Annotated in this window: 22 protein-coding genes; all 22 read left to right on the top strand. The window is 65.3% G+C overall.

Features of this window, described 5'->3' with window-relative positions:
* The first annotated feature begins 2 nt into the window (after window positions 1-2).
* Entirely contained in the window at window positions 3-185 is a 183-nt protein-coding gene (locus tag QPK31_RS23405; protein WP_290425299.1) for a hypothetical protein, read from the top strand.
* On the top strand, window positions 182-463 hold the full coding sequence (locus QPK31_RS23400; RefSeq protein ID WP_290425298.1) for a hypothetical protein: 282 nt from the start codon (window positions 182-184) through the stop codon (window positions 461-463). Before QPK31_RS23405 ends, QPK31_RS23400 begins: the two co-directional genes overlap by 4 nt.
* Before the next feature lies 1 nt (window position 464).
* The gene (locus QPK31_RS23395; protein ID WP_290425297.1) at window positions 465-1,328 is read left to right on the top strand and encodes a hypothetical protein; all 864 of its coding nucleotides are present in this window, start codon (window positions 465-467) and stop codon (window positions 1,326-1,328) included.
* A complete protein-coding gene (locus tag QPK31_RS23390) occupies window positions 1,267-1,959 on the top strand; it encodes a hypothetical protein (protein ID WP_290425296.1) in 693 nt (230 codons plus the stop codon). Before QPK31_RS23395 ends, QPK31_RS23390 begins: the two co-directional genes overlap by 62 nt.
* Window positions 1,956-2,192, top strand: a complete 237-nt coding sequence (locus QPK31_RS23385; protein WP_290425295.1) for a hypothetical protein — start codon at window positions 1,956-1,958, stop codon at window positions 2,190-2,192. Before QPK31_RS23390 ends, QPK31_RS23385 begins: the two co-directional genes overlap by 4 nt.
* Window positions 2,189-2,437, top strand: coding sequence for a hypothetical protein (locus tag QPK31_RS23380; protein WP_290425294.1), 249 nt, complete (start codon window positions 2,189-2,191; stop codon window positions 2,435-2,437). Before QPK31_RS23385 ends, QPK31_RS23380 begins: the two co-directional genes overlap by 4 nt.
* Window positions 2,434-3,138 (top strand): hypothetical protein, encoded by a 705-nt coding sequence (locus QPK31_RS23375; protein ID WP_290425293.1) that lies wholly within the window; start codon window positions 2,434-2,436, stop codon window positions 3,136-3,138. The genes QPK31_RS23380 and QPK31_RS23375 overlap by 4 nt, the downstream gene beginning before the upstream one ends.
* Window positions 3,135-3,737 (top strand): recombination protein NinG, encoded by a 603-nt coding sequence (locus QPK31_RS23370; RefSeq protein ID WP_290425292.1) that lies wholly within the window; start codon window positions 3,135-3,137, stop codon window positions 3,735-3,737. The genes QPK31_RS23375 and QPK31_RS23370 overlap by 4 nt, the downstream gene beginning before the upstream one ends.
* Window positions 3,734-4,222, top strand: coding sequence for a hypothetical protein (locus tag QPK31_RS23365; RefSeq protein ID WP_290425291.1), 489 nt, complete (start codon window positions 3,734-3,736; stop codon window positions 4,220-4,222). Before QPK31_RS23370 ends, QPK31_RS23365 begins: the two co-directional genes overlap by 4 nt.
* Window positions 4,219-4,476 (top strand): hypothetical protein, encoded by a 258-nt coding sequence (locus QPK31_RS23360; protein ID WP_290425290.1) that lies wholly within the window; start codon window positions 4,219-4,221, stop codon window positions 4,474-4,476. Before QPK31_RS23365 ends, QPK31_RS23360 begins: the two co-directional genes overlap by 4 nt.
* Entirely contained in the window at window positions 4,473-4,772 is a 300-nt protein-coding gene (locus QPK31_RS23355; RefSeq protein ID WP_290425289.1) for a hypothetical protein, read from the top strand. The genes QPK31_RS23360 and QPK31_RS23355 overlap by 4 nt, the downstream gene beginning before the upstream one ends.
* Window positions 4,769-5,155 (top strand): hypothetical protein, encoded by a 387-nt coding sequence (locus tag QPK31_RS23350; protein WP_290425288.1) that lies wholly within the window; start codon window positions 4,769-4,771, stop codon window positions 5,153-5,155. The genes QPK31_RS23355 and QPK31_RS23350 overlap by 4 nt, the downstream gene beginning before the upstream one ends.
* A 211-nt stretch (window positions 5,156-5,366) precedes the next feature.
* Entirely contained in the window at window positions 5,367-5,819 is a 453-nt protein-coding gene (locus tag QPK31_RS23345) for an HNH endonuclease (protein ID WP_290425287.1), read from the top strand.
* 202 nt (window positions 5,820-6,021) lie between these two features.
* The gene (locus QPK31_RS23340) at window positions 6,022-6,543 is read left to right on the top strand and encodes a terminase small subunit protein (RefSeq protein WP_290425286.1); all 522 of its coding nucleotides are present in this window, start codon (window positions 6,022-6,024) and stop codon (window positions 6,541-6,543) included.
* Complete coding sequence (locus tag QPK31_RS23335; RefSeq protein ID WP_290425285.1) at window positions 6,527-7,981, top strand: terminase large subunit domain-containing protein; 1,455 nt, start codon at window positions 6,527-6,529, stop codon at window positions 7,979-7,981. Before QPK31_RS23340 ends, QPK31_RS23335 begins: the two co-directional genes overlap by 17 nt.
* On the top strand, window positions 7,978-10,089 hold the full coding sequence (locus QPK31_RS23330; RefSeq protein WP_290425284.1) for a hypothetical protein: 2,112 nt from the start codon (window positions 7,978-7,980) through the stop codon (window positions 10,087-10,089). Before QPK31_RS23335 ends, QPK31_RS23330 begins: the two co-directional genes overlap by 4 nt.
* 3 nt (window positions 10,090-10,092) lie before the next feature.
* Window positions 10,093-10,554 (top strand): hypothetical protein, encoded by a 462-nt coding sequence (locus QPK31_RS23325; RefSeq protein WP_290425283.1) that lies wholly within the window; start codon window positions 10,093-10,095, stop codon window positions 10,552-10,554.
* A gap of 2 nt (window positions 10,555-10,556) precedes the next feature.
* Window positions 10,557-10,766, top strand: a complete 210-nt coding sequence (locus QPK31_RS23320) for a hypothetical protein (RefSeq protein ID WP_290425282.1) — start codon at window positions 10,557-10,559, stop codon at window positions 10,764-10,766.
* Complete coding sequence (locus QPK31_RS23315) at window positions 10,763-12,031, top strand: hypothetical protein (RefSeq protein WP_290425281.1); 1,269 nt, start codon at window positions 10,763-10,765, stop codon at window positions 12,029-12,031. The genes QPK31_RS23320 and QPK31_RS23315 overlap by 4 nt, the downstream gene beginning before the upstream one ends.
* A gap of 1 nt (window position 12,032) precedes the next feature.
* Window positions 12,033-12,332, top strand: coding sequence for a hypothetical protein (locus QPK31_RS23310; protein WP_290425280.1), 300 nt, complete (start codon window positions 12,033-12,035; stop codon window positions 12,330-12,332).
* Between the two features lie 2 nt (window positions 12,333-12,334).
* Window positions 12,335-12,631: a hypothetical protein gene (locus tag QPK31_RS23305; protein ID WP_290425279.1), complete on the top strand. Its 297-nt coding sequence runs from the start codon at window positions 12,335-12,337 to the stop codon at window positions 12,629-12,631.
* On the top strand, window positions 12,624-12,944 hold the full coding sequence (locus tag QPK31_RS23300; protein WP_290425278.1) for a hypothetical protein: 321 nt from the start codon (window positions 12,624-12,626) through the stop codon (window positions 12,942-12,944). Before QPK31_RS23305 ends, QPK31_RS23300 begins: the two co-directional genes overlap by 8 nt.
* Window positions 12,945-12,988 lie beyond the last annotated feature (44 nt).

Below are 12,988 nucleotides of genomic sequence, written 5' to 3'. Positions count from 1 at the left end.
CCATGACAAGCCCACGACCAAAAAAGCAGGAGAGCAGCAAGATCGAAGTCGCCGCGCGCATCTGGCGCGTCGTCGATAAGGATGCGATCGTCAACCGCGGCGATCCCCTCAAGCAGGAAGCCGAACGGCACGCACGCCGCGAACTGCGCCGCGTCATTGACGATTCGCGGAGCGGCCAGCCATGACCACGAATATCCTCTCCCCCAACTGGGAGGGCGACACCGCCTCTCCCATCGACCCCGACACCATCCGCATCAAGGCCGTCCAGGCGCCGGTATTCGGCGAATGCGACGGCTGCCTGTTCATCGGCCAACGCTCGGCCGTCTGCAACCGCGCCAATGCTATCGCCATGGCCGCCGGCGATCCTGACTGCGATCAGGTTCTGCCCGACCGCCGCTCCGTCATCTACGTGCTCGACAAGTCCGACCCGCGCCAGATGCCGCTGATCGAGAAGGGGCACTGACGTGGCACGCGCACGCAACATTAAACCTGGCTTCTTCACCAACGAGGAGCTGGTCGAACTCCCCTTCTCCACCCGCCTGCTGTTCATCGGCCTGTGGACCCTGGCCGACCGCGAGGGCCGCATGGAAGACAAGCCCAAGCGGATCAAGATGAACCTGTTCCCGGCCGACGACATCAACGTCGACGAAGCACTGTGCGAACTCCAGGCATCGGGCTTCCTCAAGCGCTACGAGATCGACGGAGCACGGTATATCCAGGTGCTCGCATTCAGGAAGCACCAGAACCCACACAGGGATGAGAAGGCTTCTTCTATACCTGCAATGGATGGGCATGGTGCAAGCACTGTGCAAGCACCATGCGAACACGGTGGCAATCCGGCTGATTCTCCGATTCCTGATTCTCCGATTCCTGATACCTCGACGGGTTACAGCGCAGCTACTCAACCGGAGTTGCGCGAGGACGAGCAAAACGCGCGCCCTGACCCGGCCCCGGCAACGCTGCTGAGCATCGAGTTCAACGCCGCCGGCATCCGCACCCAGCCTGCCGACCCTCGCCTGCTCACCCTTGCCGAGCAGGGTGTTACGCCGCAGACCGTGGCCGCCGCCTGCGCTGAAGCTCGGGCCGCGAAGCCGAACGAAAGCATCGGCCTGGGCTACGTGCTGGCCATCCTGACCCGCTGGGCTGCCGACGCTGCGAAGGTCCAGGCCGGCGGCGCCGCACAGCCGCGCGCATCGCCTGGCTACCAGACCGCCAACGACAAAGCCAAAGCCTGGGCCGACAGCCTCACCGGAAAGAACCGAAGCCATGAACCTGACCACCGCACCATCATCGACCTCAACGACGCCCCTGCCCGCAAGCTGGGTTGAAAAGCTGCTGCACAAGATGCTGCTCAGCTACGGCAAGAAGTTCACCGACCAGTGGGGCGCCACCAGCACCGACGAGCTGATCGAGCACTGGGGTCAAGAGCTGGCCGGCTACCAGCCGCTGGAGATCGCACGCGGGCTGAAGGCGCTGGAAACGCGCGACTGGCCGCCCACCCTGCCCGAGTTCAAGAAGCTGTGCCGCGCCCCTATCGACCCGATGAAGGCGTACTACGAGGCCGTGGCCGGCGCCCAGGCGCGCACCGCCGGAGAGTACGGCAAGTGGTCGCATCCGGCGATCTACTGGGCCGCCATGCCGCTGTCGTTCGACCTGGCCAACCAGACCTTCAGCCAGATCAAGCCACGTTGGGAGGCGGCGTTGAACGAGCAGCTCGACAAGGGCGAATGGCCGGAAATCCCGCAGCCGATGGTGGCACTGCCGGCACCTGGGAAAACGCAACTGAGCCGCGAGGAAGCGGCCAAGCGTCTGCGCCAGCTCGGCGCCACCACCATCGTCAAGGACGGGGCCGGCCGCGATGCGAAGCGCTGGGCGAAAGCAATCCTGGAGCGCGCCGCGCGGGGCGACAAGACCTTGCTGCCGATCCAGATCAAGTTCGCCCAAGAGGCCATGGCATGAAGAACGAAGCGCGCCAGCCCTGCGCCCTGTGCGCCCGTTTCACCCGCCAGGGCCACGAGCAGCAGGCCGCCCACGGCCTCGGCTACTGCACCGGCTACGAGGTCTACGTCCGCGCCGACAACCCGCCGACCGTGCTGTTCAAGCCCGCGCCGGCCGGGCAGATCGGCGAGAGGAAGGCGTTTCTGGCGCAGCACGAGGGCGAACAACAAAAATCTGAAACGGAGACAGCATGAACATTTACACCCGCCAGTTCGTGGCCGCATGCCCGAACAACAGTCAGCCGATCATCTACACCCTGCGCATCGAGGTAGCAGACCGGATGATCCAGGTCGAGCACATCGTCACCGCGACTGCGCTCATCAAACAGGGCTACCACGAGCAGATCGCCGACGAGCTGCACCGCCGCTTCGGTGGCCGCCAGGTCTTGCGCGCCCATCACCATGGCGTCGACATCGAGACGATCCGGGAGGATGCATGACGATGCACTACCACGGCACGCCGATCACGCCGCGCGTGGTGATCGTCCAGCTCGCCGGCCGCTGCTTCTGCGTTTCGTTCGAGCGCCCGGACGATGTTGAGTGGTGCCATCGCTTCGGCCAGAGCGTCATGCTCGACAATGGTGCCTTCACCGACTGGCAGCGCGCTATACGTGACGACCGCGCCCCTCGTACGAACTGGAATGACTTCTACGAGTTCTGCGACAAATGGCTGGCGTACCGCACCACCTGGGCCGTGATCCCGGACGTGATCATGGGCGATGCGGAGGCAAACGACGCCCTGATGAAGCAGTGGCCGCACGGCCAACGCGGCGCCCCAGTGTGGCACATGCATGAGCCCATCGAGCGCCTGATGCGCCTGTGCGACGAGTGGGAGCGGGTCTGCATCGGCTCGTCGGCGCAGTACCGCGTCGTCGGCTCCGATGCCTGGCACTCGCGCATGACTCTGGCCATGAACTCGATCTGCAGGACCGGCCGCGTGCCCACCTGGCTCCACATGCTGCGTGGTATGAACGCCGCGCGCTGGGGCTACCCATTCGCCAGCGTGGACAGTACGGACATCGCCCGCAACCACAACCGGAAGAACAACCCGCGGGAGATGGCCGACACCTGGGACGCGATCCAATGCTCGCCGATCTGGAAGCGCAAGTACGTTCAGGCCGACCTACTGGAGGCCGCATGATCCGCTCCCCCATCGCCCGAACCGGCACCCTGAAGCCCGCGCGCACCCGCAAGTGCGCCGTCAAAGGCTGTGCCAACCGCTTCCAGCCGCGGAACATCAGCCACAAGGTGTGCGGCGCCGACTGCGCAGCCGTGCACGCCGCGGCCGAGCGCAAGCGCCTGGATGCCAAGCAGACCCGCGAGCGCAAGCAGAAGGTCAAGACCCGCAGCGAGCACATCGCCGACGTGCAGGTGGCGTTCAACGCACTGGTGCGCTACCGGGACCGGGATCAGCACTGCATCAGCTGCCCGACGCACCTGCCGACCCTGGCCGACCAGCCCGGCGGCGGCTTCGACTGCGGCCACTACCGCAGCCGGGGCAGCGCGCCTCACCTGCGCTTCGACCTGCGCAACGCCCACGGTCAGTGCAAGAAGTGCAACCGCTACCGCGCCGGCAATGCAGCCGACTACCGCATTGGCCTGATCGCGCGCATCGGCCTGGCCGCCGTCGAGGCCCTGGAGTGCGACCAGGCCGGCGGCAACTGGACCATTCCCGAACTGCTGGCGATGAAGGCGGACTTCCGCGCTCAGCTCGCAAAAATGAAGAAGGAGACAGCATGAAAAAGCCACGCAACAAGAAGTACCGCCCGAAGTACGTCGCTCGCAACGTGCTGTCGACCATCTTCGGCGGCATGAGCGGCGACCACGCCGAGCACCTGCGCACCATCCAGATCCGCAACCACCGCGCGCTGGCCGAGATGGCACAGGGCCGCGGCACCCGCGAGCAGTGGGATGAACTGGTCGGCGCCGCCAACATGGCCAACGTGATGTGCGAGCAGGGAATCGGCAACGAATACCGCGCCATCACCATCGCCGCGCGCGACGCCCTGCTCGAAGTCGGCAAGCGGATCGTCAAGACCGAGCGCGTCATCCTCAAGGGCGACGAGCTGAACGCCATCCGCGAGGGCCTGCTGTGCCACGACGCCCAGCTCGAGAACGTGCGCGCCATCGACGTCGAGCGCGCGTGCCGGGAAGTGGAGCGCCGCGTGCGCCACCGGATCAACTCGACCAGCGTACACCGCGAGATCGCACTGGAGACAGCATGAAAGACAACCTCGAATTCCTCGCCGGGCTGGCCGGCATCATCGCGGTGACTGCGGCCGTCGTTGCAACCTGCTGCTTCATCGCCATCGCCATCGACCGAAGCGGCTGCACGCAGTACGGCGAGCTGACCGGCCAACCAGTCTTCTACAGCGCCGGCACCGGTTGCTTGGTAAAGCGCGGCGACGAGTGGGTGACCTACAACGTGGCCGTGAGCCAGAAGCACGAGATCACGGTCCGCACCGGGGCGCAGCCATGACGAAGCACACCGCCCCCGAAGTGGCCGCCGCCCTGCGCGCCAACCTGCTGGACGCCCTGAAGGACAAGCCGCGCTCTACTCTCACCCTGGCCGTGCAGCTGGGCGTCGAACGCCAGGTCGTCTACCGCGCGCTGGTGGGTCTGGAGCAGGCCGGCAAGGTCAAGAGCTTCGCCGACCGGCGCCGGACCGCCGACGCGCCGTCGCTGGTGTGGGTGCTGCCCGATGCGAAGCCGGAACCCGAGGACGCGCCGCGCCGCGATCCGCTGGTAGCGGCCCTTTTCGGAGACGCGCCTTGACCGACCACGAACGCCGCGACATCGGCCTGCGCCTGGAGAACTGGTCGAGGTGGGCGACGGCCGGAACCCGCACGATCGGCGTCAGCCCCACCGGCGCCTACTGCGACCGCCTGCGCCGCGAAGCCCTGGGCGACGAACCGAAGCAAGGCGACCGCCGCCAGGTGGACGAGGCCGACGCCCTGCTTATCGAGCGCGCCATGCGCCACGTCGACAACCGCACCCGCATGCTGCTGTACTGGTGCTACATCAAGCAGGCCCAGCCCGAGGTGGTCTGTCGCAAGATGAGCATCGCGCACCGGCCGGCGACCGTGTTTGTGGAGCAGTTCCGACAAGCACAAGCTGCCGTACAGAATCTTCTTGACTCACGGCAAACTCAGCAGTAAATTCCAAGCTACAACTTAATCCCGTCCAGAAATTCGACGCGCACGGTTCCCTGATGGGAGCCTGCGGCGTCTCTGGCGGAAACCGAAGCCCCGCGATCAGCAATGACGCGGGGCTTTTTGCTTTCTGCGCAGCCTAGGTTAGCTCCCGAACGCCGACTCGTCATCGGCTGGCTGCGCGCCCCATTTTGACGACCTTTGACGGAGGTGGAATATGGCTGAAATCCAGCTATTGCATGGCGAAGTAGCACTTGTCGATGACGACATGGTGGAGGTCTTATCTCGGTATCGCTGGCACGCAGACAGCCGCGGCTATGTGGTCGCGCATACCGGAGACCAGATCGTCCGGATGCACCGGATTGTCATGAAGCCAGGTGTTGAGCAAGTTGTCGACCATGTGAATGGCGATAAGCTCGACAATCGCAGATCAAACCTCCGGTCATGCACGCATGCGGAGAACATGCGCAATCGCAAAATGCATGAGAACAACCAATGCGGTGCGAAGGGCGTCTACATGGATTCACGGAAGCGCCGTAATCCATACCGAGCGCAAATCCGCGTCGACGGCGTGAAGATCGGGCTCGGGTCGTTTGGAACGCTTGAGGACGCTTCCGCGGCCTACCGAGCCGCCGCCAAAAAGTATCACGGCGACTTCGCGGCGATATAACGCAGCGCGCCTCACCGGCGTAACCGGTGACCACACGAAAGCCAGGCCGCGCGCTGAGGCTTCCTTGTGGTGAACGCACGACCAACCAACCCCGCCCAAGTGGCGCCCATGCGTTGCGTCTCACCACCCCCTGTCTCCTGGGTCTGCCTGGACCGCAGACCCCTTCGCCCGGCCACGTGCCGGGCCTTTTTATTCCACCACCATGAGCGACGACACCAAAGACCAGACCCGCGATGCGGCGCCGGCCAAGTCGCCAGGGCGGCCCAGCACGTTCACGCAAGAGATTGCGGACTTCATCTGTGAATCCCTCATGGAGGGCCACAGCCTGCGCTCGATCTGCGCCGCTGACGATATGCCCAACAAAGGGACTGTCTTCCGCTGGCTCGCCGCCAATAAGGAATTCAGCGACCAATACGCACGCGCACGCGAGGCGCAGGCTGACTGCCTCTTCGACGACATCCTGGAGATTGCCGACGACGGCCGGAACGACCGCTATGTCGACGACGAAGGCGTAGCTCGCACCGATTACGACGTGATCGCGCGTTCGAAGCTGCGCGTTGACGCACGCAAGTGGATGGCCGCCAAGCTGCGCCCGCGCGTGTATGGCGACAAGCTCGCCATCGGCGGCGCGGACGACCTGCCGCCGATCAAGACCATGACCGACGAAGAACTGGACGCTGCGATTGCCAAGGCCGCAGCGGCGGCGAATGGCAACCACGAGTAGGGCCGAGAAGGAACAGCTGCTCGCGCTGCTAGAGGAAAAGAGGCGCCGCGCTCGGGTCTACCGCTACCGCACGATGCACCGCCAGCTGTACGCCTGGCAACGTGAGTTCAACGCCAATACCGCGACCTATACCCAAGTGTGCCTGATCGCGGCCAACCGGATCGGCAAGACCTACACCGGCACGTACCTCGACGCGATCCACGCCCTGGGTGACTACCCGGACGCCTGGGAGGGCCACACCTTCGAGCACGCGCCGCTGATCTGGTGTCTAGGCTATTCGGGCGAGAAGACGCGCGATCTGCTGCAAGAGCCGATTATCGGCCGCAAGGACGGCAGCGCGTTTTCCGGCGGCCTGATCCCGCCCGAGCACATCATGGGCTACGAGGCAATGTCCGGCACGCCGAATGCGCTGCGCACCGTGTACATCCGCCAGATCGGCGGCGGCGACGTGCAGGCCGACGATGCGGTCATCCAGTTCTGGTCCTACTCGCAGGGCCAGCACGCACTGATGGGCGACAGCGTCGATTGGTTCCACATCGACGAAGAGCCGCGTGACCCGAACATCTTCCCTCAGGTGCTGACGCGTACCGCGACTGGCGACCAAAAGCGCGGCGGTCGCGGGATTCTTACCTTCACGCCTGAGAACGGCCGCACGGACCTGGTGATTCAGTTCATGGACACACCTTCGACGGCGCAGATATGCATGCAAAAGGGCTGGAACGACGCGCCTCACCTGAGCGCTCAGGCGAAAGAAGGCCTGCTGGCCAGCTACCCGGCGCACCAGCGTGACATGCGAACGAAAGGAGTTCCGATGCTGGGACACGGACGAATTTACGACCTGGCCGAAGACGCCATCACCTGCGAGCCGTTCGCAATCCCGAAGCACTTCCGCGTCATCGACGGTATGGACTTCGGCTGGGACCACCCGCAGGCGCACGTGCAGCTGGTGTTCGATCCCGAAGGCGACATGTTCTACGTCACGAAGGCGTGGAAGAAGGCGCAGACCAAGCCAATCGAGGCCTGGGGCGCTGTGAAGTCTTGGGCCAAGGGTGTGCCCACCGCCTGGCCGTCCGATGGCCTGCAAACCGAGAAGAGCAGCGGCGAGCAGCAGAAGGCGTACTACGAGGAAGCCGGGTTCAACATGCTGATGGATCGGGCCACTTGGCCGGACGGTGGCAACGGCGTTGAGGCCGGGCTGTTCGAAATCCGCGATCTGATGATGAGCGGCCGGTTCAAGGTGTTCGCCGGCCTGCGCGACCTCTTCGACGAGTTCCTGCAGTACCACCGGGACGACAAAGGCAAGATCAACAAGACCCGCGACGACGTGCTCGACGCGGTGCGCTACGCCTACATGATGCGGCGCCACGCGATTGCGTATGGCGACATCGAAAAGCCGTGGGGCGGCAGCCTCAACTATCAATCACTGGGAATCGTATGACCAAAATGACCGACGACGAGCTGCGCAGCGCGGTCGACCACGAGGTGAGCGAAAGCGCCGCCTGGACTGGCTCGGCGCTGGCTGCTGAGCGCGAGCGCAACCTCGCCTACTACCACGGCCAGCCGATGGGCAACGAGGTGGCCGGCCGCAGCCAGGTCGTGAGCTGGGACGTGTTCGAGGTGGTCGAGAGCGCCCTACCCTCGCTGCTGGAGCCGTTCTTCGCCGGTGACGACATCTGCGAGTTCAAACCGACGACCATCGGCGACGAAGCGTACTGTGACCAGGCCACCGACGTCATCAACCATCTGATCAAGGAGAAGAACGACGGCTTCCTGGTGTTCAACACCTGGATCAAGGATGGCTTGCTGTCGAAGGTCGGGATCGTGCGCTCCTGGCAGGACTCCACGCGCATCAAGAAGCGCGAGCGCTACCAGGGCCTGACCGACATGCAGTTGGCCGGCCTGGTCGAGAATCCAGCCGTCACCATGCTGACCCACGACGCGAAGGACGACCCGAGCGCGCCGGGCCAGAGCCTGCACGACGTGGAGCTAGAAGTGGACCGTGGTCCGGTTGGCATCCGAATCGAGAACGTCGAGCCGGATTCGTTCGTCCTGTCGCGCCACGCCAAGCGCATGGCTGACGTGACCGCGATCGGCGAGCTGCGCACCTACACGCGCTCCGACCTGGTGGGCATGGACTTCGATCGCGCGCGCGTGGATGCGCTGTCGGATTACCAGGCCGCGCACGCCGACTTCGCCATCGATCCCGACCGCCTGATGCAGGCTGACCACGGCGAAGGCGCGAATCAGCAGCTGACCCTGTTCTTCGGCTTCGTCAAGGTGGACTTCGACGGCGACGGCATCGCCGAATGGCGCCGCGTGTTCATGGCCGGCAACGACATTCTCGAAAACGAGGAAGTCGATGACCACGAATACAGCCTGTGGTCCCCGATCCTGCTGCCGCATCGCATCATCGGCATGGCCCTGGCCGACCCGATCGTTTCGATCCAGGACACCAAGACCTCGCTGCAACGGCAGTACTTGGACTCGCTGTACCTGGCGAACAACCCGGCCACCTATGCGATCGACGGCCAGGTGAACCTCGACGATCTGCTGTCCACGCGCATCGGTAAGGTTGTGCGCATGAAGTCGCAGGCTGCGGCCGGCCCGCTGGCAACCACGCTGGTGGCCAACGAATCGCTGCAGGGTATCGAGCTGACGAACACCGTCCGCGAGGAGCGCGTGGGCATCAGCCGGCTGAACCAGGGCCTCGATGCCGACAGCCTGAACAAGACTGCTGCCGGCGCCCGCATCGCAGACGCGCGCGACCAGCGCCGCCTGCTGATGATGCTGCGCATCTTCGGCGAGACAGGATGCAAGGACCTGTGCAAGCGCCTGCTGCGCCTGACCTGCGAATACCAGGACAAGCCCGGCACGATCCGCCTGCGCGATACCTGGGTGGAATACGACCCGCGCAACTGGTCTCCGGACATGGGCGTCACGGTGAACGTGGGCCTCGGCACCGGCGACAAGTCGCAGACGATCCAGTTCCTGAACATGATGGGCGCCTACTTCCAGCAGGCCGCGCCGCTGGGCGTGGTCACGCCGGAGAACGTCTACCAGCTGGGCAAGATGCTGCTGAAGGCCGGGAACATCCAGGGCGCTGACCGCCTGCTGACAGATCCGGCCACGACGCCGCCGCAGCCGCCGCAGGAAACGCCCGAGCAGGTGCTGGCCAAGATGGAACTGGAGCTGGAAGACAAACGTCAGCAGGGCAAGGCGCGCGACGCCGAGTACAAGCGCGAGACCGACCTGGCCGAACTCGAGGCGAGCACGAAGCTGAAGCTGATCGACCTGCAGCTGAAGGAGAAGGAAGTCCGGATCAAGGAAATCGAACTGGGCCTCAAGAACACCGAGCTGCAAATGCGCATGGCCGAGGCTGGTACCGCGCAGGTGGATGGCAGCATGCCGAACGCGATGCAGCTGATCGTCGACCTGCACCACAAGCTGGAAGAACTGGCATCGGCCGAGACGCACATCGTGCGCGGCCCGGACGGCAAGGCATCGCACACCGTCAAGGTGCTGCCGCAACAACAATACGAAGGATAAACCATGGCCGCTGGCCCATTCATCATCCCCGACAAGGCAGTGCTGAACATCGCGCTCGGCCTGCTGAACTCGGCGAACACGTTCAAGCTGTCGTACCACACCAGCGCCTGGGCACCGAACCCGGCCACGCTGGAAGTGTTCGCCGATGTGAGCAGCGAGATCGCCGCGGCTGGCGGCTACAGCTCAGGCGGCATCACGCTGGGCAACGACGCGCTGACGATCTCGGGCAGCACGGTGAAGTTCACCGGCGACGCGGCCGAACTGACTGCCGCCGGCGGCTCGATCCCGGCCTGGCGCTACGGCGTGGTGCGCGCTGTCGGCACGATCAATGGCAAGGTCGACCCTGTCGTGGGCTACTTCCTGGGCGACGCTACCCCGGCGGACGTGCCTGCCACCACGGTCGGCAACAAGCTGTCCTTCACCCCGAACGCCAACGGCATCTGCACCATCAGCAAGGCAGCGTAATCATGGCCAAGAAGACGTACCGCTGTCCGGTCATCGGCACCGGCTCCAGCGGTGACGAATTCCGGCCGAGCCTTTCGAAATACCCGTGCTCGTCCTGGGTCGTGCCCAGCAACTTCAACCCAGGCACCGCCAAGGTGGTCGTCGAGGTCGAGGCGACCGCGTTGCAGCATACTGTGATCGCCCTGGATACGTTGATTGAGGTGCTGCTTTGAGCCAGTTCCTGAACGACCAATTTACCGGGGCGAATGGCCAGACCCTGGAGGCGTACAACGCTGGCTGGGTCAAGATCAGCGGTCTGAGCGGACCCGGCACGCTGTCGAACGGGCGCGTCCAGCAGGCAGGCGGCACGGTCGGCTACCGGCGCAGCGATGCGGTACCGCCGAATGCCGATTACTCGGTCTCGGCCGATATCTACGTCGTAGCTGGCACGGCCGGCGCCGCAGCTGGTGTATGTGGTCGCGTCTCGGGTACCGAGCAGACGCTGTACCACGCGCGCTATCTGTCGGGTACCGGCATCCAGCTGCTGCGCTACGTGCTCAACGGCTCGGCGACGACGCTGGGCACCTACGCTTTCTCCCCTGCCGTGGGCGACGTCTTCAACATCAAGTTGGAGATGATCGGCACGGCGCTGAAGGTGTACCTGAACAACGACCCGGCGCCGGTCATTTCGGTCACGAACACCACGATCACGGCAGCCGGCAACCCGGGCCTGCGCCTTGGCAGCGCCGCCACTGGCATCCTGCAGATCGACAACCTGGTGGCCGACGACCTCCTGGCCAGCGGCAGCACGACGACCGTGACGCCCGACCCCGCCGCGCTGGTGGTGACCGGCTACGCGCCGAGCATCGCGCAGACGGCGAATCAGGACGTGTCGCCGGCGCCGGCCGCGCTGACTGTCACAGGCTACGCGCCAACCGTGACGCAAACCAGCAGCAGCGCGATCAGCCCGACTCCGGCCGCGCTGGTGATCCAGGGCTTCGCCCCGACGATCTCGCAAACGCAGCGCCTCACGGTCTCGCCGGCGCCTGCTGGCCTGGTCGTGCAAGGCTGGGCGCCCACGATCACGCAGACCGGCAAGCAGCCGGACCCGGAAATCGGCCCTGCACCTGGTGGTGGCGGTGGTGGCGGCAGCATCCGCGAGGTGCGCGCGTTCGCCGAGGAACTGGACCGCGCGCACAAGCCCACCCGGGCCGAGAAGAAACGGCGGCGCCAGGCCATCGAGACCGCCGTGCTGGAACTGCTGCCGGACGTTCCGGCCGCCGAGCAGGCCGCGCCGGTGATCGCGCAGATGGTGGCGCGCACCCTGCCGCCGGCGACCTGGGCGCCAGTGTACGGCCCGCGCCCTGTGGTGCTGCCGCCTGCTGTCGTCGATGACGTGCACGCCCGCGTGGCCGCATGGTTGGCCGAGCAGGCACACCAGGCGCTGCTGGACGAGCTGGAAGACGATTTCGAAGTTGAACTTTTACTGCTGGGATGACATGGACTTACTTGCAATTTACGGCGCCGCCTACGACGCCGCGTTCCAGAGCCGCTGCAAGGTGGCGATGTGGCTGGCGGCACAGGACATCGCGGCCGAGGCCGAGGACACCCCCGACCACGCTACCCGCGTCGAGTGGGCGAAGCGCGTGCTGCAGGACGCGGTAACGATCAAGCCGCACGTGCTGGCCATGCAGGTGCTGCGCAATCCGCAGATCGCGGCGGCCGGTGCAGGCGCGCCCGACGCCGACATTCAGTTCCAGGTGAACGCGGCAATCGATTCCATCATCGCCATAGGCTGACCATGACCCCTGAAGAACACATCGCACGCGGCGAGCACGCCAAGCGCCTGCTGGACGATCCGCTGCTTAAGGAAGCGCTGGTCGAAATGAAGCAGGCCGTCATGGAGAGCTGGGCCGCGCTGCCGGTCGAGAACACGGCCCAGGCCGAGAAGCTGAAGCACCTGCTGTGGGCCACGAAGCAATTCGAGGCCTTCTTCGTCGCCCAGGTCGGCGGCGCAACCATCGCCCGCAGCGAACTGCTGCAGGACACCAACATGCAAATCAAGGCGGAAGCCGTCACACGGAGGATCAATGGCTAAGAAAGCACCAGGCGCACCGGCACCCGAGCCGGTCGTGCAACCCGAGCAGGAACAGGCACCGGCACCCGAGCCGGTCGTGCCTGCTGCTGATCCGCCGGCGGTGCCGCCCGAGCCGGTGCAGCCGCCCGCCGAGGTCGAGCCGCTGGCCACCTACGCCGCGCGCATCGAAGAAGCCGCGCAGCCGCTGCCGGTCTGCCAGATCACGCACCCCGACGCCAAAGACGGCGCCATCCACGTCGGCAAGTACGCCGGCATCCGCCTGGTGCACGGCGACACCCCCGCCGCCCTGCTGTCGGACGGCACCACCATCTAATCCCCGGGCTGGCAGCGTGCCCCTGAACGCTGCCCGTCGAGTTA

The sequence above is a fragment of the Massilia sp. YIM B02769 genome, assembly GCF_030411995.1.
GTDB lineage: Bacteria > Pseudomonadota > Gammaproteobacteria > Burkholderiales > Burkholderiaceae_D > Telluria.
This window is presented reverse-complemented; position numbering and strand designations above follow the sequence as displayed.

Coding starts and splice junctions, on each gene's coding strand:
- QPK31_RS23405 (WP_290425299.1), top strand. CDS start 3: ATGACAAGCCCACGACCAAAAAAGCAGGAGAGCAGCAAGATCGAAGTC.
- QPK31_RS23400 (WP_290425298.1), top strand. CDS start 182: ATGACCACGAATATCCTCTCCCCCAACTGGGAGGGCGACACCGCCTCT.
- QPK31_RS23390 (WP_290425296.1), top strand. CDS start 1,267: ATGAACCTGACCACCGCACCATCATCGACCTCAACGACGCCCCTGCCC.
- QPK31_RS23385 (WP_290425295.1), top strand. CDS start 1,956: ATGAAGAACGAAGCGCGCCAGCCCTGCGCCCTGTGCGCCCGTTTCACC.
- QPK31_RS23380 (WP_290425294.1), top strand. CDS start 2,189: ATGAACATTTACACCCGCCAGTTCGTGGCCGCATGCCCGAACAACAGT.
- QPK31_RS23375 (WP_290425293.1), top strand. CDS start 2,434: ATGACGATGCACTACCACGGCACGCCGATCACGCCGCGCGTGGTGATC.
- QPK31_RS23370 (WP_290425292.1), top strand. CDS start 3,135: ATGATCCGCTCCCCCATCGCCCGAACCGGCACCCTGAAGCCCGCGCGC.
- QPK31_RS23365 (WP_290425291.1), top strand. CDS start 3,734: ATGAAAAAGCCACGCAACAAGAAGTACCGCCCGAAGTACGTCGCTCGC.
- QPK31_RS23360 (WP_290425290.1), top strand. CDS start 4,219: ATGAAAGACAACCTCGAATTCCTCGCCGGGCTGGCCGGCATCATCGCG.
- QPK31_RS23355 (WP_290425289.1), top strand. CDS start 4,473: ATGACGAAGCACACCGCCCCCGAAGTGGCCGCCGCCCTGCGCGCCAAC.
- QPK31_RS23345 (WP_290425287.1), top strand. CDS start 5,367: ATGGCTGAAATCCAGCTATTGCATGGCGAAGTAGCACTTGTCGATGAC.
- QPK31_RS23340 (WP_290425286.1), top strand. CDS start 6,022: ATGAGCGACGACACCAAAGACCAGACCCGCGATGCGGCGCCGGCCAAG.
- QPK31_RS23335 (WP_290425285.1), top strand. CDS start 6,527: ATGGCAACCACGAGTAGGGCCGAGAAGGAACAGCTGCTCGCGCTGCTA.
- QPK31_RS23330 (WP_290425284.1), top strand. CDS start 7,978: ATGACCAAAATGACCGACGACGAGCTGCGCAGCGCGGTCGACCACGAG.
- QPK31_RS23325 (WP_290425283.1), top strand. CDS start 10,093: ATGGCCGCTGGCCCATTCATCATCCCCGACAAGGCAGTGCTGAACATC.
- QPK31_RS23320 (WP_290425282.1), top strand. CDS start 10,557: ATGGCCAAGAAGACGTACCGCTGTCCGGTCATCGGCACCGGCTCCAGC.
- QPK31_RS23310 (WP_290425280.1), top strand. CDS start 12,033: ATGGACTTACTTGCAATTTACGGCGCCGCCTACGACGCCGCGTTCCAG.
- QPK31_RS23305 (WP_290425279.1), top strand. CDS start 12,335: ATGACCCCTGAAGAACACATCGCACGCGGCGAGCACGCCAAGCGCCTG.
- QPK31_RS23300 (WP_290425278.1), top strand. CDS start 12,624: ATGGCTAAGAAAGCACCAGGCGCACCGGCACCCGAGCCGGTCGTGCAA.